Annotated in this window: 20 protein-coding genes; 5 read left to right on the top strand and 15 right to left on the bottom strand. The window is 61.0% G+C overall.

All coding sequences use genetic code 11. The features are described 5' to 3' along the window. The first annotated feature begins 4 nt into the window (after positions 1 to 4). Positions 5 to 607, top strand: a complete 603-nt coding sequence (locus tag OSC50_RS02985; protein ID WP_181080011.1) for a BON domain-containing protein — start codon at positions 5 to 7, stop codon at positions 605 to 607. A gap of 269 nt (positions 608 to 876) precedes the next feature. Here the strand turns inward: OSC50_RS02985 and OSC50_RS02990 are convergent, their stop codons facing one another. From OSC50_RS02990 to dksA, 14 genes are all read right to left on the bottom strand, one after another. After that, the gene (locus tag OSC50_RS02990) at positions 877 to 3,810 is read right to left on the bottom strand and encodes a DUF748 domain-containing protein (protein WP_266246815.1); all 2,934 of its coding nucleotides are present in this window, start codon (positions 3,808 to 3,810) and stop codon (positions 877 to 879) included. Positions 3,811 to 3,897: 87 nt separating this feature from the next. Next, on the bottom strand, positions 3,898 to 4,914 hold the full coding sequence (locus OSC50_RS02995; protein WP_181080009.1) for a class I SAM-dependent rRNA methyltransferase: 1,017 nt from the start codon (positions 4,912 to 4,914) through the stop codon (positions 3,898 to 3,900). Positions 4,915 to 4,979: 65 nt separating this feature from the next. Further along, positions 4,980 to 5,849, bottom strand: a complete 870-nt coding sequence (locus OSC50_RS03000) for an oxygenase MpaB family protein (RefSeq protein ID WP_266246812.1) — start codon at positions 5,847 to 5,849, stop codon at positions 4,980 to 4,982. Between the two features lie 16 nt (positions 5,850 to 5,865). After that, positions 5,866 to 7,803 (bottom strand): acetate--CoA ligase, encoded by a 1,938-nt coding sequence (gene acs / locus OSC50_RS03005; protein WP_266246810.1) that lies wholly within the window; start codon positions 7,801 to 7,803, stop codon positions 5,866 to 5,868. 105 nt (positions 7,804 to 7,908) lie between these two features. Beyond that, complete coding sequence (pgi, locus tag OSC50_RS03010; protein ID WP_181080006.1) at positions 7,909 to 9,573, bottom strand: glucose-6-phosphate isomerase; 1,665 nt, start codon at positions 9,571 to 9,573, stop codon at positions 7,909 to 7,911. 222 nt (positions 9,574 to 9,795) lie between these two features. Beyond that, positions 9,796 to 10,647: a pantoate--beta-alanine ligase gene (gene panC, locus OSC50_RS03015; RefSeq protein WP_181080005.1), complete on the bottom strand. Its 852-nt coding sequence runs from the start codon at positions 10,645 to 10,647 to the stop codon at positions 9,796 to 9,798. Beyond that, positions 10,644 to 11,444 carry a 3-methyl-2-oxobutanoate hydroxymethyltransferase gene (panB, locus tag OSC50_RS03020; protein WP_181080004.1) on the bottom strand — a complete coding sequence of 267 codons (801 nt, stop codon included), beginning with the start codon at positions 11,442 to 11,444 and terminating at the stop codon, positions 10,644 to 10,646. Before panB ends, panC begins: the two co-directional genes overlap by 4 nt. Before the next feature lie 214 nt (positions 11,445 to 11,658). After that, positions 11,659 to 12,156 (bottom strand): 2-amino-4-hydroxy-6-hydroxymethyldihydropteridine diphosphokinase, encoded by a 498-nt coding sequence (gene folK / locus OSC50_RS03025; protein WP_181080003.1) that lies wholly within the window; start codon positions 12,154 to 12,156, stop codon positions 11,659 to 11,661. Positions 12,157 to 12,158: 2 nt separating this feature from the next. Next, positions 12,159 to 13,562, bottom strand: coding sequence for a polynucleotide adenylyltransferase PcnB (locus OSC50_RS03030; RefSeq protein ID WP_181080002.1), 1,404 nt, complete (start codon positions 13,560 to 13,562; stop codon positions 12,159 to 12,161). Positions 13,563 to 14,254: 692 nt separating this feature from the next. After that, on the bottom strand, positions 14,255 to 15,694 hold the full coding sequence (locus OSC50_RS03035; protein ID WP_181080001.1) for a sigma-54-dependent transcriptional regulator: 1,440 nt from the start codon (positions 15,692 to 15,694) through the stop codon (positions 14,255 to 14,257). Between the two features lie 22 nt (positions 15,695 to 15,716). Then, positions 15,717 to 18,671: a sensor histidine kinase gene (locus tag OSC50_RS03040; RefSeq protein ID WP_181080000.1), complete on the bottom strand. Its 2,955-nt coding sequence runs from the start codon at positions 18,669 to 18,671 to the stop codon at positions 15,717 to 15,719. Further along, on the bottom strand, positions 18,655 to 18,831 hold the full coding sequence (locus OSC50_RS03045; protein WP_003176118.1) for a hypothetical protein: 177 nt from the start codon (positions 18,829 to 18,831) through the stop codon (positions 18,655 to 18,657). Before OSC50_RS03045 ends, OSC50_RS03040 begins: the two co-directional genes overlap by 17 nt. Before the next feature lie 62 nt (positions 18,832 to 18,893). Further along, positions 18,894 to 19,781: a tRNA glutamyl-Q(34) synthetase GluQRS gene (gene gluQRS / locus OSC50_RS03050; RefSeq protein WP_266246804.1), complete on the bottom strand. Its 888-nt coding sequence runs from the start codon at positions 19,779 to 19,781 to the stop codon at positions 18,894 to 18,896. Positions 19,782 to 19,864: 83 nt separating this feature from the next. Then, the gene (gene dksA / locus OSC50_RS03055) at positions 19,865 to 20,305 is read right to left on the bottom strand and encodes an RNA polymerase-binding protein DksA (protein ID WP_034100675.1); all 441 of its coding nucleotides are present in this window, start codon (positions 20,303 to 20,305) and stop codon (positions 19,865 to 19,867) included. Between the two features lie 320 nt (positions 20,306 to 20,625). Between dksA and OSC50_RS03060 the strand changes: the two genes are divergently transcribed. Together OSC50_RS03060 and sfsA are read left to right on the top strand one after the other, a co-directional pair. Beyond that, positions 20,626 to 21,798, top strand: a complete 1,173-nt coding sequence (locus OSC50_RS03060) for a pyridoxal phosphate-dependent aminotransferase (RefSeq protein ID WP_181079998.1) — start codon at positions 20,626 to 20,628, stop codon at positions 21,796 to 21,798. Then, entirely contained in the window at positions 21,798 to 22,508 is a 711-nt protein-coding gene (gene sfsA / locus OSC50_RS03065) for a DNA/RNA nuclease SfsA (protein ID WP_181079997.1), read from the top strand. Before OSC50_RS03060 ends, sfsA begins: the two co-directional genes overlap by 1 nt. Here sfsA and OSC50_RS03070 read toward each other — a convergent pair. Continuing rightward, positions 22,505 to 22,822 carry a Rieske (2Fe-2S) protein gene (locus tag OSC50_RS03070; protein WP_181079996.1) on the bottom strand — a complete coding sequence of 106 codons (318 nt, stop codon included), beginning with the start codon at positions 22,820 to 22,822 and terminating at the stop codon, positions 22,505 to 22,507. The genes sfsA and OSC50_RS03070 overlap by 4 nt on opposite strands. A gap of 155 nt (positions 22,823 to 22,977) precedes the next feature. Between OSC50_RS03070 and OSC50_RS03075 the strand changes: the two genes are divergently transcribed. Together OSC50_RS03075 and OSC50_RS03080 are read left to right on the top strand one after the other, a co-directional pair. Then, positions 22,978 to 23,856 carry a heme/hemin ABC transporter substrate-binding protein gene (locus OSC50_RS03075; RefSeq protein ID WP_266246799.1) on the top strand — a complete coding sequence of 293 codons (879 nt, stop codon included), beginning with the start codon at positions 22,978 to 22,980 and terminating at the stop codon, positions 23,854 to 23,856. Next, positions 23,853 to 24,890, top strand: coding sequence for a FecCD family ABC transporter permease (locus OSC50_RS03080; protein ID WP_266246797.1), 1,038 nt, complete (start codon positions 23,853 to 23,855; stop codon positions 24,888 to 24,890). The genes OSC50_RS03075 and OSC50_RS03080 overlap by 4 nt, the downstream gene beginning before the upstream one ends.

The raw sequence follows: 24,890 nt of genomic DNA on the forward strand, positions 1-24,890 counted from the left end.
TCGTATGAAGAAGTTCGCTCTCGCTACCGCAACAGCTACCGCTCTGACCCTGGCCATGGCTAACGCCGCCTTCGCCCAACCTACCCAGGCGCCAATGACTCTGGCTGCTGGCGAGATGACCAAGGCTAAAGAGTCCACTTCGGATACCTGGATCACCACCAAAGTCAAAGCTGACTTGCTGACTGAAAAAGGCATTCCAGGTTCGGACATCAAGGTTGAAACCAACAAAGGCGTGGTTTCCCTGTCTTCCGACGTAGCTATCTCGGACTCGCAGAAAGCGACTGCCGTAGCCATCACCAAGAAAATCAAAGGCGTAACCGCTGTTTCCGCTGACGGCCTGTTGGCTGGCGGCGCTGTCAAAGCCGATAACATCGACAAATCCAAAGATGCCACTTCGGACACCTGGATCACTACCAAAGTGAAGGCTGATCTGGTTACCGAAAAAGGTATTCCTGGTACCGACATCAAGGTTGAAACCAACAAAGGCGTGGTTTCCCTGTCGTCCGCTACCCCAGTGACCGAATCGCAGAAAGCCACTGCTGTTGCGATCACCAAGAAAATCAAAGGCGTTAAAGCTGTATCGGCCGACGGCCTGAAAGCTGAGTAACGCTCGACAGTTCGTCTGAACTTAGCGGCGGCGGCGCGTGAGTTAGATATCCACTCAATGCACCTCTGAGGTTCATGCGACCGACCACACGGAAGTGGTCATTACAGGCCCCGGCACTTTGTGTCAGGGCCTGTTCTATTTCACGCAGCAATTAAACGTGGCGATCCAGCGTGCTGTGGTTAGCGAGCTTGCCCCAACCGGAGCCGGCTTCCCCCGCCGACCCTCACCGCACTCAAACCTGTCCTACAGAGGCTGAATGACGCCTTGCATCACTCAGCATCCAGATGCATCGGTGTCACCACCCGACCATCCTTTTCAGCCTGCCCCAGCTGCGCGTCAATGAAGTAAACCCGGTCGTCCTCCAATTGCCCCTTATCCACAAGGTAATCCTTGATGGTGCTGGCACGGTCTTGTCCCAACTGGCGCAGTAACACATCACTGCCACTCCAGAACTTGATCACGCCGTCCTTGAGTTTGGCCGAGCGTTCGTCTCGGCTCAGGTCTTTCCACTCCGCAGGCGGCTGCTGTTTCAAGCGGGTGCGGTAGATGCCTTCGAGCAACGGGGCTTTTTCGTTTTCCGGGACCTGCAGTAACGACGCCTGGGCCGGAACCTTGTCGCCCCGACGTTGCAGCATCTTGTAGTAGTTGTATTGGTATTCGCGCTCCAGGCGCTGTTCAGCCAGGAATGGCCCGTCGCTGCTGGCTGCGGCGGTGCCTTCGATTTCCAGGCGCAGGGCAGGGCGTTCTTTAAGCGCTGTGGCCAGTTTATTCAGCGCGCCCTCGGCGTCTTTGCTCAATTCACTGGAGCCGGGCGCGAACGATACGTTGCCCAAATCTTCTGAACCGCCGCCGGTGACCAGCCCACCAATGAATTTGAAAGGCGCCGTGGCGGCGCGAACCACCAGGTTACGCAAAGTCTGCCAAACGATCGGCATGACACTGAATTGGGGGTTATTGAGGTCGCCACTGACGGGCAGCTCGATGGAGATCTTGCCATCACTGTCCTTGAGCAGCGCGACCGCGAGACGGATCGGCAGATCCACGGCATCGGCGCTGTCGACTTTTTCGCCCAGTTGCAGCTGCTCTACCACGACTTTGTTTTCGGCCTTCAATTGTCCCTTGATGATTACGTAATGCAGGTCGAGGTTCAGGCGGCCCTTACGAATGCGGAAGCCCGCGAATTTGCCCGAATAAGGCGTGAGGGTAGTCAGCTCGACCCGTTTAAAGCTGGTGGCGATGTCCAGCGCCGCCATCGGGTCGAACGGGTTGACACTGCCTTTGATGGTCACTGGCGCATAGCGGTCCACCTTACCCTTGATATCGACGCTGGCAGGTTTGGCCTGGCGACTGTCGATGGTACCGATCTGGCCATTGAGCTGTTGAATCGCCGTGGCGAAGTTGGGCGTGAGACTGAAGTCGGCGAAATTGGCCGAGCCATCGTTGATCGCAATCTGCCCAATGCGAATGCCCAGCGGTTTGTCTTTACTCGCGGCCGGTTTGGCCGCCGACTTGGCGCCAGTGTCCGCCGGCTGCGGGATCAGCAGGTCATCGACATTGGTGGTGCGGTCATCGTTGATCATGAAACGGGCATACGGTTGCAGCAGGTTGACCTTGTCGATCGACAGGCTTTCGCCATGTTGGTAATTCACGCCTTCGAGCACCAGACGCTGCCATTTGAGAAAGTCGCGGGTCTTGAGGGTGTCGAGGGTATGCAGTTGATCGACCTGCGCTCGGCCGGTCACCTGCAGCGCCAGCGGATCGGTGCTTTTCAGATTGACGGCGAGATTACTGCCCAGCATGCCGCTGCGCAGTTCCAGACGAATGAAGGGGCTGATATAGGACTGGGCGACGCGCAGGTCGATGTCCTGGGTATTCACGTTGAGCCTGGCGCTGACCGGGTTGAGGTTAACCTCGCCGCTCGCCTGGAGCTTGCCTTGTTTACCCACGCCGCTATCGATCTTCAGGTTGAAGGGGCTGCCGTTGAGGCTGTCGAAGTTCTGCATGTCGACGTTCAGCGGGCCCAGCTCCAGTGCGACCGCAGGCTTGGCCTGACGATCGGCCAGATGCACTTGGTAGTTGCGCAGTTGCACATCCTTGAGCAGCACTTGCCAGGGTTTGCTTGGCGCACCGGGCTCAGCCTTGGGCGAGTCAGCGGTGGCAGGGGCGCTGGCCGGCTCCGCCGCCTTGGCCGGTTTGCTCGGTTGGCCGGCGAACAGTTTCTGCCAGTCGAGTTGCCCGTCGGCCTCACGCGCGGCCCAGGTTTCGAGTTTATTGCTGCGAATCTTGCCGACGACCACTTGTTGTTTGGCCAGGTCCACCGTGGTGTCGCTGACGTCCAGGCGCTCCAGGCGTACCAGTGGCCGCCCGTCCGGCGCCTTGATGGCAAACGGCGCGATACTGGCGGCGGTGTTGGTCAGGTTCAGTTCGGTTTCTTTGGCAAGACTGAATTTATAGTCGGTGCTCAGGTTGAGCACGCCATCCTCAAGCACCAGTGGCAAGGCGTCACGCACATACGGCCACCAGGCTTTCATCTTGCCGTCGGTGACTTTCAGGGTGCCCTGAGACGTAATCGGCACCAGGCTGAAATTACCTTTCCAGTCGATATGCCCACCCTCGGGGCCGGCGGCGACCAGGGTCATGTCGGCGTTGTCTTCGGGCAGGGTACTGAGGTTCTTCAGTTCGAAGTCGAGCTTGTCGTAGAGGAATTCGATGGGCTCGCTGGGGCGCAAGTCCTCAAAGTGCACATAGCCACCGGCCAGCTTGATGCTGTCGATACGCAGCGGAAAGGGCTTGGCGTCAGGATCAGTCGGCGTTGGCTCACTGGGTGGCAGTTTGAACAACTGCGCCAGGTTCAGTTGGCCGGATTTGTCGAACAGCAATTCGGTTTTAGGCTTGTCCAGTTGCACATCGGCCAGGTGCAGGGCGCGGGACCATAAGCTGTCGAGTTGAAGATTGGCGTACAGGCGCTCGAAACCCACATGCTCCTTGCCCGGTTCTCCGATTTTCAGGCCCCAGACCGTCAGCTCAAGGCTGAACGGGTTGAGTTCGATCCGCTCGATGCGTGCCGGCACCGTGGCGTACTCGGCCAATTGTTGGTTGGCAATGCGAAGACCAATGCCGGGGAGGATCAAAAAGCCCAGTAAGCTGTACAAGGCCAGGGCAGTCAACAAGGCGCCGGCGGCGCGGATCAATCCTTTGGGCATGGGTGACGCCATCTATGTCGAACAAGGAGTGCCTTGGAGTATGGCACGGGTTTTCGGTTCCGAAGAACCGGGCGTTTGAGACAAGTCTTACAGCTGCAGGATCAGCGTTTTCAGGGGCGGCTGGTGATCCTGGGAAGGGAAATCCGCGCCCGGAGCCATCACTTTCCAATCACGTACCGGGCGTCCGGCTTTTTCCGCGCAGCGCAGCACCTGTTCACGCCAGTCGTCCATGCTGACCTTTGCCAGGTTATTGCAGCAGATCAGCACGCCGTTGTCGGCCGTCGCAAGCAGAGCGGGCTTGAGTAGGCTCTGATAGTCGCGAAGCAGGTCGACGGTGCCGAAGGCGCTCTTGGCCCACGCGGGTGGGTCGAGCACGACCAGGTCGTACTGGCGCTGTTCCAGGCGTGGATAGCTCGGCAGTTTATGCCCGCGCCGCTGGGTGATCGGCAGGCCGGCCAATTGGCGGATCGCCGGGAAGTAATCCGACTGCACGAAATGCATGGGCGGTAGTTGAGGGTTGAGCTGGCCGTTTTCGCGTCCGACCGCCAGGTTGCCCTCGGCGAAGTCCAGGTTGCACACTTCGCTCGCGCCACCGGCGGCGGCGCTCAGGCCCACGCCGCAGGTATAGGCGAACAGGTTCAGCACGCGCTTGCCGGCAGCCTGTTCCTTGACCCAGCCGCGAGTGTTGCGCAGATCGAGAAACAGCAGCGGGTCCTGGCCGGCATGCCGACCACGCACGCGGTACTTGAGACCCCATTCATGGCCCACCAGATCTTCCAGCGCGGCGGGTTCGGCGCGGTATACCGTGTCTTCGCGATCGATCCGCGAGTTGCCGCGAGAGCGGTCGTTGTACACCAGCAGCAATTCCAGGCCCATGTGCTGATTAATCTGTCGATGCAGGTCCAGCAGCTCGGTGGTTGGCAGCGATTGATGAAAACTCTGCACCAGCAATTGCGGGCCGTAGCGATCAATGGTCAAGCCGCCCACGCCTTCTTGGCTACCGTGAAACAGTCGATAGCAGTCGGTGCCTTGAGCATGCAGTTCGTTGATCAGCGCCTGGCGGTGATCGAGGGCGGCGCGCAGCGCCTGATTCAATGAAGACATGGAGCGCGCCTTGCGTAGGGGATGTGGGCAGAAGGGCGCGCAGTTTAGCAGCTATGGCAGGCCGGCTACAGCAACCCCATCCGGCGATGGGCACGTTGCACCGAGCCGTTGCGCATCGCCCAGCGCAGCAACGGTGCACTGCGCTTGACCCCGGCGCGGATCATCCGCCGTTGCAGCGGGCTCTGATGCTGGTCGAGCAAGGCGCTGGCCCAGTCCGGCAGCAGGTCGATGCCGGCCTGCATCATCAAGGCGCCCAGCGGTCTGGCCAGTGGGCTTGGCGCAGGCGCATTGAGCAGAAGGTGCAGCACCTCCCGGCTGCGCTCGTCGCACAGCAGCTGTGGGCGGATTCGCTGCAGATACTCGGACATTTGCTGCCTGGAACGCGGTACGTCCTGCGCGCCCAGGCGTTCGGCAACCAGTGCGATTTCGCTGTAGTAACGGTCCTGATCGGCGCCCGAAAGATGCGGGTTGCGGTAGCGCAGATGGGCGGCGAGAAAGTTGCTCACTTCCGCCACATGCACCCAGGTCAGCAGTGCCGGATCGCTCGCCGCGTAAGGGCGCCCGTCCGGCGCATGGCCGACCACTTGCAGGTGGATGGTGCGCACTTTTTCGATCAGCCACTCGGCATCCTTGCGTGAGCCGAAGGTAGTGCCGGAAATGAACTGCGAAGTACGGCGCAGACGTCCGAGCATGTCCTGACGGAAGTTCGAATGGTCCCACACCCCGGCGAGAGCCAGTGGGTGCAAGGCTTGCAGCATCAACGCGCTGATCCCGCCGATCAGCATGCTGCTGAAGTCGCCATGCACTTGCCAGCTGACGGAGTCTGGCCCGAATAGGCCCGGATCGCCCTTGGGGTTTTCCAGGTCCAATTGGCCTAGAGACAGGCCCGTCAGACTCATCAACTGGGTTTCGATACGGCTGCGGATAAATTCCATGACGACTTGAGGCTTCCTATCGGTTCAGGCGTTTGTCGATCAGGCCATCCACTACGCTCGGATCGGCCAGGGTTGAGGTGTCGCCGAGGCTGTCCAGTTCGTTACAGGCGATTTTGCGCAGAATTCTGCGCATGATCTTGCCGGACCGGGTTTTCGGCAGGGCCGGTGCCCATTGAATCAGCTCCGGTTTGGCGAAACTGCCGATTTCCCGGCTGACCAATTCCAACAGGTGTTGTTTCAGCGCCTCGCTGGGCTCCACACCGTTCATGGGCGTGACAAACGCATAGATACCCTGGCCCTTCACATCATGGGGGTAGCCCACCACGGCGGCTTCGGCCACTTGATCGTGCAGGACCAGTGCGCTTTCCACCTCGGCAGTGCCGATACGGTGCCCGGAGACGTTGATCACATCATCGATGCGCCCGGTGATCCAGTAATCGCCGTCCTCATCGCGTCGTGCCCCGTCACCGGTGAAGTAGTAGCCGGGATAGGGTTTGAAATAGGTGTCGACCATGCGCTGCGGATCGCCGTATACGCTGCGGATCTGCCCCGGCCAGCTGGCTTTGATTGCCAGCACACCGCTGCCTGGGCCGGTAATGACGTTGCCTTGTTCGTCCAGCAGCACCGGCTGCACGCCAAACATCGGCTGGGCAGCGCAGCCGGGTTTGATGCGCTGGGCGCTGACCAACGGGCTGAGCATGATGCCGCCGGTTTCGGTCTGCCACCAGGTATCGACAATCGGGCAGCGTTGTTCGCCCACGGCGTTGAAGTACCAGTCCCAGGCTTCCGGGTTGATCGGCTCGCCTACGCTGCCCAGCAGCCGCAGGCTGGCGCGCGAGGTGCTTTCCAAGGGGCCGTGGCCTTCACGCATCAAGGCGCGCAACGCGGTGGGCGCGGTGTAGAAGATATTGACCTGATGCTTATCGATCACTTGCCAGAAGCGTGAGCTGTCGGGGTAACTGGGCACGCCTTCGAACATCAGCGAGGTGGCACCGTTGGCCAGCGGCCCATACACGATGTAACTGTGGCCGGTGACCCAGCCGACATCGGCGGTGCACCAGAAGACTTCGCCGTCGCGGTAGTCGAGCACGTACTTGAAGGTCATTGCCGCCTGCAGCAGGTAGCCACCAGTGGTGTGCAGCACGCCTTTGGGTTTGCCGGTGCTGCCGGAGGTATACAGGATGAACAGCGGGTCTTCGGCATCCATCGGCTCGGGTGGGCAATCATCGTTGGCGGCGGCCAGGGTTTGTTGATATTTCAGGTCGCGACCATCGCTCCAGTTCACGGCCGCCCCGGTGCGTTCCACCACCAGCACGGTGCTGACATCCGGGCAACTGGCCAGGGCTTTGTCGACATTGTTTTTCAGTGCCACCGGCTTGCCGCCGCGCACGCCCTCGTCGGCGGTGATCACGGTGCGGCAATCGGCATCCAGGATGCGGTCACGCAGGGCGTCCGGCGAGAATCCACCGAACACGACCGAGTGCACCGCACCGATGCGCGTGCAGGCGAGCATGGCGTAGGCGGCCTCGGGAATCATGGGCATGTAGATGCACACCCGGTCACCTTTTTTCACGCCACGGCTTTTCAGTACGTTGGCCAGGCGGCAAACGTTCTGGTGCAGTTGGCGGTAGGTGATTGTGCTGGAGTTTGTCGGATCGTCGCCCTCCCAGATAAAGGCCGGCTGATCGGCGCGTTTTGCCAGATGGCGATCAATGCAGTTATAGCTGACGTTCAACTGGCCGCCGGCAAACCATTGGGCGGCGCCGGTAGTGATGTCTGACTGTTGGACGGTATGCCATGGGGTTATCCAGTCGAGAAAAGCGCTGGCCTGTTCGGCCCAAAAGCTATCGGGTTGCTCGATGGATTGGCGGTACAGGCGCTGATAGTCCTTTTGACTGAGTTGCGCAGCCCCGCGGACGGCATCGGCGGCGGGAAACGTGCTGATATCGAACATGAGCGGTCCTTATTCTTGTTGTCGGGACAAGGCATAAAGATGCACCCAGTGCGGGGAGGGGGCAAGGCCAACGTCCAAACGACGTTGGCCCGGCAGGCACTGCTATCAGCCGCGGTGACGGCCGCGGAAGTAGTTGATCAAGCCCTGCGTCGAAGCATCCTCGGCCGAGGTTTCTTCGGCGCCGGTCAGGCGGTTGTACACGCCTTTGCCCAGTTCTTTGCCCAGTTCCACACCCCATTGGTCGAAGGCGTTGATCCCCCAGATCACGCTTTGTACGAACACCTTGTGTTCATACATGGCGACCAGAGCACCCAGGCGCCGCGGGCTGATACGCTCGACCACCAGGGTGTTGCTCGGACGGTTGCCGGGGATCACTTTGTGCGGCGCCAGCTTCTGCACGTCGTCTTCGGCGATGCCTTTGTCCCTCAACTCGGCTTCGGCTTCACTGCGGGTTTTACCCAACATCAGCGCCTGGCTCTGGGACAGGCAGTTGGCGTACAGCCACTGATGGTGGTCGGATACAGGATTGAAGCTGACGATCGGCACGATAAAGTCGGCCGGGATCAGTTGGGTCCCTTGATGCAGCAACTGGTGGTACGCATGCTGACCGTTGCAGCCCACGCCGCCCCAGATGACCGGGCCGGTGTCGGTAGCCACTGGCGTACCGTCCTGGCGCACGCTCTTGCCGTTGGATTCCATGTCCAACTGCTGCAAGTGCTTGGTGATGTTACGCAGGTAGTGGTCGTACGGCAGGATCGCATGGCTCTGCGCGCCCCAGAAGTTGCCGTACCACACGCCCAGCAGGCCCAGCAGCACCGGCATGTTGGCCTCGAACGGCGCATTCTGGAAGTGCTGGTCCATGGTGTAGGCACCGGACAGTAGTTCCTTGAAGTTGGACATGCCGATGGCCAGGGCGATTGGCAAGCCAATGGCCGACCACAGCGAGTAACGACCGCCGACCCAGTCCCACATCGGGAAGATGTTTTCTTCGCGGATGCCGAAGGCCACGGCCGCCGCGTTGTTGCTCGATACGGCAATGAAGTGGCGGTACAGCTCAGCTTCCGAACCACCCTGGGCCAGGTACCAGGCGCGGGCGGCCTGGGCGTTTTTCAAGGTTTCCAGGGTGTTGAAGGATTTCGACGAGACGATAAACAGCGTGGTCTCGGCGCGCAGCTTCATGGTCAGTTCGTGGAACTCACTGCCGTCGATGTTTGCCAGGTAGTGGCAACGTACGCCTTTGTGGGCGTAGGACAGCAGGGCTTCGGAGACCAGCTCCGGGCCTAGGAACGAGCCACCGATGCCGATGTTCACCACGTCGGTGATCGGCTTTTCGGTGTAGCCACGCCACAGGCCGTCGTGGATGCGGCCGACCAGGTCGGTGATCTGGTTCAGCACCTTGTGCACGTCCGGCATGATGTTCACGCCATTGACCGACAACTTGTCGCCTACCGGGCGGCGCAGCGCGGTGTGCAGGGCAGGGCGGCCTTCGGAGGAGTTGACCGGTTCGCCGGCGTACAGCGCGTCGATGGCGTCCTTGAGGTTGACTTCCTTGGCCAGGGCTACCAGCAGGTCGCGGGTTTCGCTGGTGATCAGGTTTTTCGAGTAATCGAGGAAAAGCCCGCAGCTGCTCAAGGTGAATTGGGAAAAACGCTGGGGATCGGCATTGAATGCTTCGCGCATGCTGAAATCCTGCATGGCTTGGCGGTGTTGAGTGAGCGCTTGCCAGGCGGGCAGAGCGGTAACGTCATGAGGGGTGCGGTAGTACGCCATCGCTGCGGGTTTCCTTTTATTACGGGGACTGCCTTTAGGACACTTCAAAGCCCGGAACGTCCAGTCTTTTATCAAGGGCTGGGTGCCAGACAGCGCTAACCATAGCGCAGGGCGATTACATTAAACCTCGCGTGTGCATATGTCTTGGCTTTGTCTGTGCTGTAGCCGGTACTTTTTTATACCGGCACAGCGGACGGGGCAATGGCGGGGCGTCGGGAGGGGTCAGTCGAGGGTCAGGTGCAGGTTATCGATCAGGCGCGTCGTGCCCAGGTAGGCCGCGACCAGAATTACCACGTCACGGTCTTCGGCCGTGGCCGGGCGCAGGTGTACGCCCTGGCGCACTTCCAGGTAATCCAGGCGCAGGCCGGCAGCTTCGATGTGCTGGATCTGCTCGGCGCGCAGCCTGGCGAAATCGCGGTCTCCGGCTCTGATCGCCGCGGCCATCTGGCTGAGGCTGCGGTACAGCACTGGTGCGATGGCACGTTGTTCGTCACTCAGGTAGCCGTTGCGCGACGACAGCGCCAAACCGTCGTCGGCGCGGACCGTCGGTTCACCGATGATCTGGATCGGCATATTCAGGTCGCGCACCATCGCGCGGATCACGGCCAATTGCTGGTAGTCCTTCTGACCGAACACGGCCATGTCCGGCTGGACCATGTTGAACAGCTTGCTGACCACCGTGGCCACGCCCTCGAAGTGCCCGGGGCGACTGGCGCCGCACAGGCCTTCGGACACTTGCGGGACGCTGACGCGGGTCTGGCCGGCCATGCCGTCGGGGTACATCTCTTCAACAGTGGGGGCGAACAGCAGGTTGCAACCGGCCTGCAGGAGTTTTTCCTGGTCGGCGGCCAGGGTGCGCGGGTATGTGTCCAGGTCTTCGCCGGCACCGAATTGCAGTGGGTTGACGAAGATACTGGCGACGACGAAGTCGGCCTGCTGCGCAGCCTTGGTCACCAACGTGGCGTGGCCGCTGTGCAGGTTGCCCATGGTGGGCACAAAGCCGATGCGCTTGCCGGCCTTGCGCGCATGGGCCACGGCGGCGCGCAGTTCTCTTACGGTTTTTACGGTGTTCATGCAGAAAATCCGTGTTCGGCGCCCGGGAAGGTCATGCCTTTGACTTCGGCGACGTAGGCGCTCAAGGCGGCGTGAATGCTGTCCTGGCCGACCATGAAGTTCTTCACGAACTTGGGTACGCGGCCGCTGATCGACAGCCCGAGCATGTCGTGCAATACCAGCACCTGGCCATCGGTGGCGGAGCCTGCGCCGATTCCAATCACAGGCACTTTGACCGCTTGGGTGATTTCCGCCGCCAGTTCGCTCGGCACGCATTCGAGCAGAATCATCGCGGCGCCGGCTTGCTCCAGCGCGATGGCATCGGCGCGCATCTGCCGCGCCTGGGCTTCCTGGCGGCCTTGCACTTTGTAACCGCCGAGCAGGTTGACCGACTGCGGGGTGAGGCCCATGTGCGCACACACTGGCACGCCGCGCTCAGCCAGCAGGCGGATCGAGTCGGCAAGCCACACGGCGCCTTCGACCTTGACCATGTGCGCACCGGCCTGCATCAGCTTGCCGGCATTCGCGAACGTTTGCTCCAGGGTGGCGTAACTCATGAACGGCAGGTCGGCGATGATGAACGCGCCGTCGTTCCCGCGCTTGACGCTGGCGGTGTGGTACGCCAGTTCATCCGTGGTGACTGGCAGTGTGCTGTCATTCCCTTGAAGAACCATGCCCAGGGAATCACCTACCAGCAACACCTCGACGCCGGCCTGGCAACTGGCGTGGGCGAAGGTGGCGTCGTAGCAGGTGAGCATGGTGATTTTTTCACCTTTGAGCTTGAGGCTCTGCAAGGTGGTCAGGGTAATGTCTGGCATGAAAAGGGTCCTCGTTCAGGCGCTTGGAAACAGCGAGTAACGCGCGTGAGTCTTCGTTTATACAGGCGCACCGTCTTGATAGCAGTGCTTATAAGGCCTGGATTGCGCCCTTTAGCGCCGGGTTGGCGGCAGCAGGACGCCTATAGTCGTGAGGAGGACACGGGAAGTCAATTGGATGTGTTACCGCATTGTTACGATGGCGGTGTTACCGCTGTTACTGACGCGATTCAGCAACGGGGAGCCGTTCCAGGCCGACAAACGGGCAGGCTTCCAGCAAGGCGCTGAGGCGTCTGCCATCCGGCAATTGCAGCTCGGCAGGCGCCAGTTCCGCCAATGGATACAACACGAACGGACGCAGGTGCAGCTGGTAATGGGGCACCTTCAGGCGCGGCTCGTCGATCAGGCGATCGCCAAATAACAGGATGTCCAGGTCGAGCGTGCGAGGGCCCCAGCGCTCGAGGCGTTCGCGACCCTGGTCATTCTCGATGGCTTGCAGTGCATCGAGCAGGTCCAGTGGCGCCAGATCGCTGTCCAAGGCCGCGACCGCGTTGGTATAGCGCGGTTGGCCGGGCAACAGGGAATCGCTTTGATAGAAAGCGGAAACGCCGGCGAGGGCAGTGCCGGGCAGGCCGGCCAGTGCTTGGACTGCCCTGTGCAGCTGCTGGTCCGGGGCAGCCAGGTTGCTGCCCATGCCGATGTAGATACGTTCCACGCTTATTCGCCTGCGGCGCCCGAAGCATCGGCGGCGCTGCGTTTGCGCTTGGCGCCGCTGCGACGCCGTTTTTTCGGTCCTTCGCCGGCGGCATCACCTTTGCTGCCCAGCTCACGGATCATCTCGCGTCGCCCGCTGTCGTTGGCGTCCTGATAGTCGGTCCACCATTCGCCCAGGCCGTCGGTCTGCTCCCCGGCACTTTCGCGCAGCAGGAGGAAGTCGTAGCCGGCGCGGAAGCGTGGGTTTTCCAGCAATAGATCGGCGCGTTTGCCGCTGCGACGCGGCAGGCGTTCCTGCATGTCCCAGATCTCGCGGATGGGCAGGGTAAAACGTTTAGGGATGGCGATGCGCTGGCACTGCTCGGTGATCAATTCGTGAGCGGCTTCCTGCATCGCCGGAATCGGTGGCATACCGCGTTCCTGCAGGCGCAGCACGCGTTTAGGCAGGGCGGGCCACAACAGCGCGGCAAACAGGAAGGCCGGGGTCACCGGTTTGTTTTGTTTGATGCGCAGGTCGGTGTTGATCAGCGCTTCACTGATCAGCGTGTGGGTGTAAGTCGGGTTGTATTCCAACGCTTCGGCACTGGCCGGGAACAGCGGATCGAACAGCTGCAGGTCGACAAGCATTTCGAACGTGTCGGCGGCGTAGCCTGAGAGGAACAGCTTGAGGACTTCCTCGAACAGGCGTGCCGAGGGGATTTCCCGCAGCATCGGCGCCAGGTCGCGGATCGGCGCGGCGGTGTGTTTTTCGATACCGAAGTTCAGCTTGGCGGCGAAGCGCACGGCGCGCAGCATGCGTACCGGGTCTTCCTGGTAGCGCTGGGTCGGGTCGCCGATCAGGCGGATCAGGTTGTTGCGAATGTCGTGCACGCCATTGGCGTAGTCGAGGATGCGCTCACTGACCGGGTCGTAATACAACGCGTTGATGGTGAAGTCGCGGCGCTGCGCGTCCTCTTCCAAAGTGCCATATACGTTGTCACGCAGGATGCGTCCGCTTTCGTTGCGGGAAGACTGGTTAGTGTCTTCCTCTTCATCGTTTTGCGGGTGGCCTGCGCGGAACGTGGCGACTTCGATGATTTCTCGGCCAAAGTGGATATGCACCAGCTTGAACCGGCGACCGATGATCCGCGCATTGCGAAACTCGGCACGCACTTGTTCGGGCGTGGCGCTGGTGGCCACGTCGAAATCTTTAGGCGTGATATTGAGCAGCATGTCGCGTACGCAACCGCCTACCAGGTAAGCCTGGTAGCCGGCGTTCTGCAAACGTTCGACGATATTCACCGCATAACGACTGAATTGAGCGCGCTGCAACGAATGCTGGCTGCTGTTGAGCACTTCAGGCGTGCTGCGTTTGTGTTGCGTACGACGCAAGGGAGAACGGAATGACTGGAACAACTTCTTCAGCATGGGATGCACTGTTTGAAGGAATGTTCGGCCATAACGAAGAATGACCGCATGATGGGCCGGGATTCTAGCATTTAGTCAGGGGATGGTGTAGGAACAAGCTACAGGCATTGCGCCATAGGCTCTGGAACGTCAAATCGCGGAAACTACAAGGGGAGCCGAAGCTCCCCCAGAAGTAGTTGCGTGCTCTATTTTTATTATTGGTCGGGCTTCTTGTTTTTGTTGATCGCCCTCGCCATGAAGCTTCACCTTCATGACACTCCCAATCGGGAGTCAAGAGCAAACGGATTGCTTTGGTCGCTGTGTTGCTGATCTACGATCCAACCAGTTCAGGCTCTGCCTTAAGGCAGTTTTTGTTGTTCTCGGCCTGGTTGCGGGGCAAGCCCCAAATGCAACGCCTCTCCAAAAGAATCAGTTAGCTGCGCCTCCGCCGTGTTGTTTTTGTTATGCGTGAGTCGATTCGTCTTATTTTTATTGTCTTGTACAAAGCTTGTTATTGTTTTTGTACTAAGCATATAGCAGGGTGCGTGCCAACTTTTTCAAAGCCCAGTAAAACCGGGGGTTTGAGGTGGTTTCGGCTTTTTGACGGACGAAAAAAAGCCGGGGCTTCGTTACCGTAAGCCCCGGCTTTTGTTACGCGAATTGTCTGCGGTAACAGTTTTTTCACATTCTTGGGTGTTACCTGCGTACGCGCCTCAGCTTTCGCTGGCCACGCCGGTCTTGCGCCGCGGAATGCCCAGGCGCTGACGTCGTTCCCACAGGCACTTGCGGCTTACGCCTAATTTGCGCGCCAGCTCGGTCTCGGTCATATGGTCCTGATGCTCCAGGACGAAATGCTGGAAGTAATCCTCCAGCGACAGATCTTCCGTCGGCTCATGGCTGGTGTTACTGGCCGCGCCCTGCTGTGGGGCAAGGCCGATAAACTCATCGTCTTCCAGGTCACTGAGTTCGATATCGATGCCCAGCAGCTCGGCGGAGATTTCCGGGCTTTCCGATAGGATCACCGCGCGCTCCACGGCGTTTTCCAGCTCGCGCACATTACCCGGCCATGAGTAATGCCGAATAGCCTGTTCGGCATCCGGAGCAAATTTCAGGTCGGTTCGGTTGATGCGCGCACTCTGGCGTTGCAGGAAGGCACTGGCGATTTCGTTGACGTCGGCGCCGCGCTCACGCAGCGCCGGGAGTTTGAGGGCGATCACGTGCAGGCGGTAGTACAAGTCTTCACGGAACTGGCCAATCTTGGCCAGGCTCTTGAGGTCGCGGTGGGTCGCGGCGATCAGACGCACATCGACCTTCTGCGATTGCACCGAACCGACCCGGCGAATTTCGCCTTCCTGCAGCACACGCAGCAAACGCGCCTGGGCTTCCAAAGGCAGTTCGCCGATTTCGTCGAGGAACAACGTGCCGCCGTCCGCCGCCTCCACCAGGCCGGCGCGTCCAGCGCTCGCACCCGTGAAGGCGCCTTTTTCGTGGCCGAACAGTTCGGATTCGATCAGCGATTCCGGGATCGCCGCGCAGTTCACCGAAATCATCGGTGCCTTGGCGCGCTTGGACAAGTTGTGCAGGGCGCGGGCTACCAGTTCCTTACCGGTCCCGGACTCACCCTGGATCAGTACATTGGAGTCAGTAGGCGCGACTTTGCGGATCTTGCTGTACAGGTCCTGCATCGGCGGGCATGAGCCGATAATGCCGATCTCGCCATTGCTGTTGTCCACACCGGGCTTTTCGGCACCGTTGGTGGCTTTGCCGGCGGGGCGTTGTTCGGCCTGCACGCTGCCGGCCGACTGCCGGTCGCGCAGGATGCGGGCCACTGCCTGAAGCATTTCGTCATGGTCGAAAGGCTTGGCGATGTAGTCCACCGCGCCCATCTTCATGGAGTCCACCGCCGAGCGCAGGCTGGCGTAGCTGGTCATGATCAGCACCGGCGTGCCCTGGCCGAGTTTTATCAACTCGGTCCCAGGCGCGCCCGGCAGGCGCAGGTCGCTGACGATCAGGTCGAACGTAGGAATGCTGAAGCGCTCCTGAGCTTCCTGTACCGAGCCGGCTTCGCTGACCTGGTACTGATTACGTTCAAGCAGGCGACGCAGGGCAGAGCGGATAATGGTTTCGTCTTCGACGATCAAAATGTGCGGCATTGATTCAATTCTCTCGACGGTCTCAGTTCACAGCGGACGTCGCTTCGACATGACGCGGCAAAGTCACCCGAATACGGGTGCCGCGTTGGCTTTCGGTGTCAGCCGGGCTGTCGATGGTGATTTGTCCATAATGCTCTTCAACGATGGAATAGACCAGTGCAAGGCCCAGACCGGTGCCTTCACCCGGATCCTTGGTGGTGAAAAAGGGTTCGAACAGTCGGTCCATGATGTTCTGTGGAATGCCGCTGCCTTCGTCTTCCACGATCAGGTCGATCGTGTGCTCGAAAGCCTCGCTCTTGACGCGTACCGCACTGTGGGGCGGTGAGGCGTCACGGGCGTTGGACAACAGGTTGATCAGTACCTGGGCCAGGCGTTGTGAGTCGCCGTCGACCCAATGATCCGGGTCGCACAGGTTGAAGAATTGGACTTCGAAATTGCGCCGGTTCAAGGCCAGCAGCCCGATGGCATCCTGTGCCACCGCGGCCAGGCACACCGCTTCGTCCTGATTCTGATGAGCGCCGGAGTGAGCAAAACTCATCAGCGACTGCACAATGCGTGAAACGCGCTTGGTCTGCTCAAGGATCTGCCCGCTGATCTCGGTGATTTCGCCGTCTTCCTCGCGTTCTTCGCGCAGGTTCTGCGCCAGGCAGGCAATGCCGGTGATCGGGTTGCCGATCTCGTGCGCGACGCCCGCTGCCAGGCGACCAATACTGGCCAGGCGCTCGGAGTGCACCAGTTTGTCTTCGAGCATCTGGGTTTCGGTCAAGTCTTCTACCAGCAATACCAGGCCGCTGTTGCCGGGGGCCAGGGGCTCATCGATGGCGGCTTTGTGCAGGTTGAGCCAGCGGGTCTGGCCGTCGAGGGCCAGGTGCTGTTTATGCAAATGCTCATCCGGCAGGTTGATAAAGCCCTGCAGCAGTTCTTTCCAGGGTTCGGCCAACGTATTCAGGCGCGAGCCCACCACGCGCTGCGCGGCGATGCCGGTCAGTTCTTCCATGGCTTTGTTCCACATCAGGATCTCCTGATCCTTGGCCAGGGAGCAGACGCCCATGGGCAATTCCTGCAGGGTCTGACGGTGGTAACGGCGCAGTGCATCGAGTTCGGCGGCCAGGCCGGTGAGGCGTGAGTGGTAATCCTCCAGGCGGCTCTCGATGAAATGGATGTCTTCGGTGACGTAGTTTTCGCCCCCGGCCTTGTAGGGCAGAAACGTTTCCACCATGTCCTGGGACACACTGGGGCCCATCAGGCCGGACAGGTTGGCCTCGATGCGGTCACGCAGGCGGCGCAGTGCGTAGGGCCGGCGCTCGTCGAAGGGCAGGTACAGATCGCGCAACGCTTGTTCGACTTCTTTTTGCGCGGCTTTGGCACCCAGGGGTTTGGCCAGTTGCGTAGCGAATTCCTGGGGCGAGGCAGCGTGCAATTCGCGGCGTTGCGGGCGGCGCACGTTGTCCACCGCACAGGCTTCGGCGGCGCTGGTTTCCTCGGGGCTGGCGTTAGTGAACAGCGAGATCAGCGTAAACATCAAGACGTTGGCGGCGAGCGAGGCAATTGCGGCCATGTGCCAGCTGGTGTCGTCGAGTACATAGATCATGTTCAGCAAGGGAATGTAGAAGCCCTGCAGGTTGCCGACCAACGGCAGCAGCATGGTCACGACCCACACCAGGATCCCCGCGAGCAGCCCGGCGATGAAGCCGCGCCGGTTGGCCGTCGGCCAGTACAGCACTGACAGCACTCCCGGCAGGAATTGTAAGGTGGCGACAAATGCCACGATGCCCAGGTTGGCCAGGTCTTGCCCGGCGCCGAGCATCAAATAGAAACCGTAGCCGGCCATGATGATGGCGACGATCAGTGCGCGACGCGTCCATTTCAGCCAGCGGTAGATATTGCCTTCCGCCGGCGGCTGGTACAGCGGCAGCACCAGGTGGTTGAGGGCCATGCCCGACAGCGCCAGGGTGGTGACGATGATCAAACCACTGGCCGCCGACAGACCGCCGACATAGGCCAGCAACGCCAGGGCCGGGCTGTTGGCGGCGATGCCGATGCCGAGGGTGAAGTATTCCGGGTTGGTGGTGGCGCCCAGTTTCAGACCGGCCCACAGGATCAGCGGCACCGCCAGGCTCATCAGCAGCAGGAACAGCGGCAGGCCCCAACTGGCACTGACCAGTGCGCGGGGGTTGAGGTTCTCGGTAAAGGTCATGTGGTACATGTGCGGCATCACAATCGCCGACGCGAAGAACACCAGCAGCAACGTACGCCACGGACCTTCCTGCAAGGGCGTGTGCAGGGCGGCGAGGGCGGTCTGGTTCTGCAGCAGCCACAGCTCCAATTGCTGCGGGCCATCGAACACGCCGTACAGCGCATACAGGCCGACACCGCCGATAGCGATCAGCTTGATCACCGATTCGAAGGCAATCGCAAACACCAGGCCTTCGTGTTTTTCGCGGGTGGCGATGTGACGGGAACCGAAGAAAATCGTGAACAGGGTGATCAGCGCGCAAAAGGCCAGGGCCACGCGATGCTGTACCGGCTCATGGGTGAGGATGCTGATGGAGTCGGCCACTGCCTGGATCTGCAGGGCCAGCAAGGGCAGCACACCGATCAGCATGAACACCGTGGTCAGCGCGCCGGCCCAGGTGCTGCGAAAGCGAAACGCAAACAGGTCGGCCAGGGACGACAGTTGATACGTGCGGGTGATTTTCAATATGGGGTACAGCAGCACCGGCGCCAGCAGGAACGCGCCGGACACGCCGAGGTAGCTGGACAGAAACCCGTAGCCGTACTGATACGCCAGCCCCACCGTGCCGTAGAAGGCCCAGGCACTGGCGTAGACCCCCAGGGACAAGGTGTAGGTCAACGGATGGCGAATGATCGCCCGCGGAATCATTCCGCGCTCACTGATCCAGGCGACGCCGAACAGCGCGGCCAGGTAGGCGGCGCTGATCAGCAACATCTGGGTGAGGCTAAAGCTCATCGGCATCTTTTTGGCTCTGCAGGATGAAAGTCACGACGATCAGGATCAGCCACAGCAGATAGGGGCGATACCAGGCGCCCGTGGCGTCGATCCACCAATCCATGATGGCGGGGGAAAACAGGTAGATCCCGACGACCAGCAGCAGGACCAATCGATAGATGTACATGTTGGCCTCTGAGTAAAAAACTGCCGCGATGGTAACGGATGGCTGGCAAGCTGCAAGCGCCTTCAGCTCAAGTGCGCTTCCGCCAACGTGAGTGTGCGCGGGATGCGCGTGGCATCCCAGTGCTGGATACCCCAATCGAGCAACTCGCGCGCGCTGGCGTAGAGCAGTTCGCTGCCCGGTTGCTGCCCGAGGGCGCGCAGGGCTCTTAACAGCAACGGCGTGGCCTGGTCGGGTGTCAACGGCGGCGAGCGGTAGGACTTGCCCAATTTGTTGCCATCGGGCTGCACGATCAGCGGTACGTGCAAGTAGCGCGGTTGGCGCAGGCCCAGCAGTTCCTGCAGGTACAGCTGGCGCGGTGTGGAGTCGAGCAGGTCGGCACCGCGCACGATGTCGGTCACGCCTTGCCAGGCGTCATCCAGCACCACGGCCAATTGGTAGGCGTAGAGGCCGTCGCGCCGACGAATAACAAAGTCGCCGACCTCGTGACCCAAGTGCTGTCGGAAGTTGCCCTGCACTCGGTCAGTAAAGTGGTATTCCAGCTCGGGAACGCGCAAACGGATGGCCGCGTCGTGCAGGTCGTGGCCGGCGTTACGGCACAAGCCGGGGTAGATGCCGTTATAAGGCTCCAGTTGTTTGCGCGAGCAGGTGCAGGCATAGGCCAGTCCATGGTTGAACAGGTCGTTCAGCACTTTGGCGTAGGCATCATGCCGCTCGCTTTGTCGGACCAGTTCACCGTCCCACTCAAAGCCATAGCTTTCCAGTGCATGAAGAATCGCGGTCTGGGCGCCGGGTTCTTCGCGCGGCGGGTCCAGGTCTTCCATGCGCATCAGCCAGCGGCCATGGTTGGCGCGGGCGTCGAGGTAGGAGGCGAGGGCGGCGACCAGGGAACCAAAATGCAGATGGCCGCTGGGCGTGGGGGCGAAACGCCCGATATAGGTAGAGGCAGTCATGGGCCGGATACTACTGGAAAATCGGCAAACGCCAGAAACAAAAATGGAGCGTTAGCACGCCCCATTCGTTCAGCCCGGCAGGATTATTTGCCGACCTGTTTTTCCTTGATTTCGGCCAAGGTTTTGCAATCTACGCACAGGTCCGCGGTTGGGCGGGCTTCCAGGCGACGAATGCCGATCTCGACGCCGCAGGATTCGCACCAGCCGTATTCTTCGTCTTCGATCAGTTGCAGTGTTTTATCGATCTTCTTGATCAGCTTACGTTCGCGATCACGGGCACGCAGCTCGAGGGCGAATTCCTCTTCCTGGCTGGCACGGTCGGCCGGGTCAGGGAAGTTGGCCGCTTCGTCCTTCATATGGTCAACCGTACGGTCGACTTCCTGCATCAAGTCCTGCTTCCACTTTTGCAGGATCTTGGTGAAGTGCTGGCGCATGGGCTTGCCCATGTACTCCTCACCCTTCGTTTCGACGTAAGGTGTGAAGCCGCTGAGGCTCTGCTGCTGTTGCTTTGCTTGGGTGGACATGAATAGACCGCCTCTCACTCTTCTAATCCATTGCGCAGGATTGCAACGTCACCGACACCTGCCGGCCCTGCGGCTGCAAGCGGGCGAACTTACCAGATAGATTCAGGGTGCGCCACTCCCGGTTGTCGAAGCCCTCCGCCCAGGGGTTGCAAACTGCAGCAGCCCGCTGTGGCTGGGTATGGATCGCCTCGAATGTTGATTTTAGTCGTTTTGCTGGCGCGTGCCGGGTTCATCTCGAACGACCGAGCAGGCAATAGAGCATGTTTTACCGTGAGGGTTCGGTAGAATCCTGATTTTGTCCTCACCGTTAAGGAAGGCTAATGGCCCAGCCCTACAGTGCGCGCAGTCGCGCCATCGAACCTTTTCATGTCATGGCGTTGCTGGCGCGCGCCAACGAGCTGCAGGCGGCGGGCCATGATGTGATCCACCTGGAAATCGGCGAGCCGGATTTCACCACGGCCGAGCCGATCATTCGGGCCGGCCAGGCTGCGTTGGCCAACGGCAAAACCCGCTACACCGCCGCCCGTGGCCTGCCGGAACTGCGCGAGGCCATCAGTGGGTTCTATCAGCAACGCTACGGTTTAAGTGTCGATCCCGAGCGGATCCTGATCACGCCCGGTGGCTCGGGTGCGTTGCTGCTGGCCAGCAGTTTGCTGGTGGACCCCGGCAAGCATTGGCTGCTGGCAGACCCGGGTTATCCGTGTAACCGGCATTTTCTGCGGTTGGTGGAAGGCGCGGCGCAACTGGTACCGGTGGGCCCGGACGTGCGCTATCAACTGACGGCGGACCTGGTGGCCAAGCACTGGGACCAGGACAGCGTGGGTGCCCTCGTGGCATCGCCGGCTAACCCGACCGGCACGATCCTGACCCGTGACGAACTGGCCGGGCTATCGAGTGCGATCAAGGCGCGCGATGGCCATTTGGTGGTGGACGAGATCTACCACGGCCTCACTTACGGCACCGACGCCGCCAGTGTGCTGGAGGTCGATGATGACGCCTTTGTCCTGAATAGTTTTTCGAAGTATTTCGGCATGACCGGTTGGCGCTTGGGGTGGCTGGTGGCGCCATCCGCTGCGGTGGGTGAACTGGAGAAGTTGGCGCAAAACCTCTACATCAGTGCGCCAAGCATGGCTCAGCATGCCGCGCTGGCGTGTTTTACCCCGCAGACGCTGAGTATCCTGGAAGAGCGCCGCGCCGAATTCGGGCGCCGTCGCGATTTCCTGCTGCCGGCATTGCGCGAGTTGGGCTTCGGTATTGCCGTCGAGCCCGAAGGCGCCTTCTATTTGTACGCTGATATCAGCGCATTCGGCGGCGATGCCTTCGCATTCTGCCGTCATTTCCTGGAAACCGAGCACGTCGCATTTACGCCCGGCCTGGATTTTGGTCGTTATCAGGCCAGCCACCACGTACGGTTTGCCTACACGCAGAACACCGAGCGCCTGCAGGAAGCAGTGCAACGCATCGCCCGTGGTCTGCGGAGTTGGCAAGGCTGATGCGTTTTTATCCTCCCCTCGAAGAAGGCCGCTTGATTCGTCGTTACAAGCGTTTTCTTACCGATATCGAAACCGTTACCGGCGAGTTACTCACGATTCACTGCCCGAACACCGGCTCGATGCTCAATTGCATGGTCGAAGGCGGGCAGGTCTGGTTCAGCCGCTCCGATGATCCCAAGCGCAAGCTGCCCGGCACCTGGGAAATCGCTGAAACGCCTCAGGGCCGCCTGGCTTGCGTGAACACGGCGCGCGCCAATCAGTTGGTGGAGGAGGCGTTGCGCGCCGGGGTCATCATCGAGCTGGATGGTTTTACCGCTCTGAAGCGCGAAGTCCCGTATGGTCAGGAGAAAAGCCGTATCGACTTCCGTTTGGACTATCCCCACGGCGCGGCCTACGTGGAAGTCAAAAGCGTCACCTTGGGGTTTGATGATTCCAGAGTGGCGGCTTTTCCCGACGCGGTGACGCAGCGCGGGGCCAAGCATCTGCGGGAGTTGGCGCACCTGGCGCGGGATGGCGTGCGGGCCGTGCAATTGTATTGCGTCAATCTGTCGGGGATCGACGCAGTGCGCCCGGCCGTGGAAATCGATGCGGCCTACGGTGCGGCATTACGCGAGGCCAAGGCCGCCGGGGTGGAAGTGCTGGCGTATGGCGTGCGCGTCACGGCGCAGGAGATTTGCGTGGAGCGCCGCCTGGACGTGTTGCTCGACTAGGCATCCACCCAAAGGCCATGGGCGTCTTCGCGGCCGGGCACGGCGACCAGGCTTCTACCGGCGCACGGCCCGGCGATGCATTCACCGGTTTCGATCAGAAACAACGCGCCGTGGGTGGCACACCGTATCAAGCTGGCGCTGTCGTCGAGAAACTGGTCCGGCTGCCACTCCAGCGCGACACCGCGATGGGGGCAGCGGTTGATATAGAAGTAAGCGATGCCATCGCGGCGCACGGCCAATAACGTGCAACCGTCGATATTGAAACCGAGGCTGGTGTTGGGCGCGAGCGCGGCGGAGGAGCAGAGAAACTTCATTTCAATCCTTAAGTGCCTTGACGTTCAAATGCAAACAATTATCAAATGCCGGCTTCGCCCGTTGGCTGACGGGGTGCTACGTTCGATGCCAGTCGGGACCCGTCTGTCACCTCGGACAAGCCTCAAAAGCCCTGCCCCTGGAAGGAAACCCTGTTATGCGCCTGAGTGCCAGCGCTATTGCGCTTGTTGTCGGACTGCTGGTCAACCACGGGGCGCTGGCCTCTGAACTGCCGCAACGCTGGGTGAGTGCCGGTGGCGCGTTGTCGGAGTGGGTGGTGGCGTTGGGCGGCGAGCCGAAACTGGTCGGTGTGGACACTACCAGCCAGCATCCCGCAACGCTCAAGGCATTGCCAAGCATCGGTTACCAGCGGCAATTGTCCGCCGAGGGAGTTCTGAGCCTGCGCCCGCACTTACTTGTAGGCACAGAGGAAATGGGGCCGCCGGCGGCGCTGGCACAGATGCGCAATGCAGGTGTGCAGGTGGAGCTGTTCTCGGCGCAGCCGGATTTGCAGACGTTGAAGAGCAACCTCGGTCACTTGGGTCAGTTGCTCGGCAACGAAGCCCAGGCTGACGCGGTGTTCAGTGAGTACGAACACGCGCTGGTTCGGCACGAAGCCCTCGTTGCGACGATGCAGGCCACTCACAAGGCGCCGGGCGTGTTGTTGCTGGTCGGCAATGCCGGTGGCAAGCCGCTTGTGGCCGGTCGGGGCACGGTCGCGGATTGGGTGTTGCGGCACGCGGGTGGGCGGAATCTGGCGACGCACACCGGTTACAAACCGTTTTCTGCGGAATCGCTGGCGGGGTTGAGCCCGGATGTCCTGGTGTTCGCGGATCGCGCGCTCGGCGGTGATGCGGCGCGTGCCGCGTTGTTCAAGGAAAACCCGATTCTGGCGGCCACACCGGCGGCCAAGCGTGGGCGAGTGCTTGAGCTGGACCCGACCCTGCTGGTCGGCGGGCTGGGGCCGCGTCTGCCGCACAGCCTGCAAGCCTTGTCGGCGGTGTTTTATCCAGACTCGACTGAATCCGCCCGATGAGCACTCTGGTAAAACCGCGCACCTTGTTTATCGGCTTGACGCTGCTGTGCGGCTTGGCGATCTGGCTGTCTTTGGCATTGGGGCCGGTGAGCCTGCCGTTGTGGGACACCCTGCGTGCGGCTTTGCGCTTGCTGGGCGTGCCGCTCGATGCCCAGGGGCTTGAGCAGGCTGAGCTGATTCTGGGGCAGATTCGTCTGCCGCGCACTCTGCTGGGCCTGGCGGTCGGAGGAGTGTTGGCGCTGTCTGGCGTGGCGATGCAAGGGCTGTTTCGCAACCCGTTGGCGGACCCCGGATTGGTCGGGGTGTCCAGCGGGGCGGCCCTGGGAGCGGCGGTCGCCATCGTCGGTGCTACGTTGCTGGGCGGTTTGCCGGAAGTGTTCGGCCCTTACCTGTTGTCGCTGTGTGCGTTTCTGGGTGGGCTGGGGGTGACTGCGCTGGTTTATCGCCTGGGGCGACGCAATGGTCAGACCCATGTAGCAACCATGCTGCTGGCGGGTATTGCTCTGACTGCGCTCGCCGGTTCGGCCGTCGGGTTGTTTACCTACCTGGCGGATGACGCGACGTTGCGTACGCTCACGTTCTGGAACCTGGGCAGCCTGAACGGCGCCAGTTATTCGCGGCTGTGGCCATTGCTGCTGGTGAGTGCCGGCGTGGCGCTATGGTTGCCGCGCCGGGCGAAGGCGTTGAATGCGCTGCTGCTTGGCGAATCCGAAGCGGGTCATTTGGGCATTGATGTTGAACGTCTCAAACGCGAGTTGGTGTTCTGCACTGCCTTGGGGGTGGGCGCGGCGGTGGCTGCGGCGGGCATGATTGGCTTTGTCGGGTTGCTGGTGCCGCACCTGGTTCGGCTGTTGGCCGGGCCCGATCATCGGGTGCTGTTACCTGCTTCGGTGTTGGCGGGCGCAAGCTTATTACTGTTTGCCGACCTGGTCGCACGGCTGGCCTTGGCACCTGCTGAGTTGCCGATTGGAATTGTGACTGCGTTTATCGGTGCGCCGTTTTTTCTCTACTTGCTGTTACGAGGACGCGCCTGA

It is taken from the genome of Pseudomonas quebecensis (assembly GCF_026410085.1).
GTDB classification, from domain to species: Bacteria; Pseudomonadota; Gammaproteobacteria; order Pseudomonadales; family Pseudomonadaceae; genus Aquipseudomonas; species Aquipseudomonas quebecensis.

Bases quoted from the DNA above. Each gene is read 5' to 3' on its own strand.
- OSC50_RS03040 (WP_181080000.1), bottom strand. From the start codon at position 18,671: ATGCCGATGAGCTTTAGCCTCACCCAGATGTTGCTGATCAGCGCCGCC.
- OSC50_RS03070 (WP_181079996.1), bottom strand. From the start codon at position 22,822: ATGAAGTTTCTCTGCTCCTCCGCCGCGCTCGCGCCCAACACCAGCCTC.
- OSC50_RS03030 (WP_181080002.1), bottom strand. From the start codon at position 13,562: ATGCTGAAGAAGTTGTTCCAGTCATTCCGTTCTCCCTTGCGTCGTACG.
- acs (WP_266246810.1), bottom strand. From the start codon at position 7,803: ATGTTCGATATCAGCACGTTTCCCGCCGCCGATGCCGTCCGCGGGGCT.
- OSC50_RS03075 (WP_266246799.1), top strand. From the start codon at position 22,978: ATGCGCCTGAGTGCCAGCGCTATTGCGCTTGTTGTCGGACTGCTGGTC.
- panC (WP_181080005.1), bottom strand. From the start codon at position 10,647: ATGAACACCGTAAAAACCGTAAGAGAACTGCGCGCCGCCGTGGCCCAT.
- OSC50_RS03035 (WP_181080001.1), bottom strand. From the start codon at position 15,694: ATGCCGCACATTTTGATCGTCGAAGACGAAACCATTATCCGCTCTGCC.
- OSC50_RS03000 (WP_266246812.1), bottom strand. From the start codon at position 5,849: ATGGAATTTATCCGCAGCCGTATCGAAACCCAGTTGATGAGTCTGACG.
- OSC50_RS03045 (WP_003176118.1), bottom strand. From the start codon at position 18,831: ATGTACATCTATCGATTGGTCCTGCTGCTGGTCGTCGGGATCTACCTG.
- gluQRS (WP_266246804.1), bottom strand. From the start codon at position 19,781: ATGACTGCCTCTACCTATATCGGGCGTTTCGCCCCCACGCCCAGCGGC.
- OSC50_RS03060 (WP_181079998.1), top strand. From the start codon at position 20,626: ATGGCCCAGCCCTACAGTGCGCGCAGTCGCGCCATCGAACCTTTTCAT.
- OSC50_RS02985 (WP_181080011.1), top strand. From the start codon at position 5: ATGAAGAAGTTCGCTCTCGCTACCGCAACAGCTACCGCTCTGACCCTG.
- OSC50_RS03080 (WP_266246797.1), top strand. From the start codon at position 23,853: ATGAGCACTCTGGTAAAACCGCGCACCTTGTTTATCGGCTTGACGCTG.
- OSC50_RS02990 (WP_266246815.1), bottom strand. From the start codon at position 3,810: ATGCCCAAAGGATTGATCCGCGCCGCCGGCGCCTTGTTGACTGCCCTG.
- sfsA (WP_181079997.1), top strand. From the start codon at position 21,798: ATGCGTTTTTATCCTCCCCTCGAAGAAGGCCGCTTGATTCGTCGTTAC.
- pgi (WP_181080006.1), bottom strand. From the start codon at position 9,573: ATGGCGTACTACCGCACCCCTCATGACGTTACCGCTCTGCCCGCCTGG.
- panB (WP_181080004.1), bottom strand. From the start codon at position 11,444: ATGCCAGACATTACCCTGACCACCTTGCAGAGCCTCAAGCTCAAAGGT.
- OSC50_RS02995 (WP_181080009.1), bottom strand. From the start codon at position 4,914: ATGTCTTCATTGAATCAGGCGCTGCGCGCCGCCCTCGATCACCGCCAG.
- dksA (WP_034100675.1), bottom strand. From the start codon at position 20,305: ATGTCCACCCAAGCAAAGCAACAGCAGCAGAGCCTCAGCGGCTTCACA.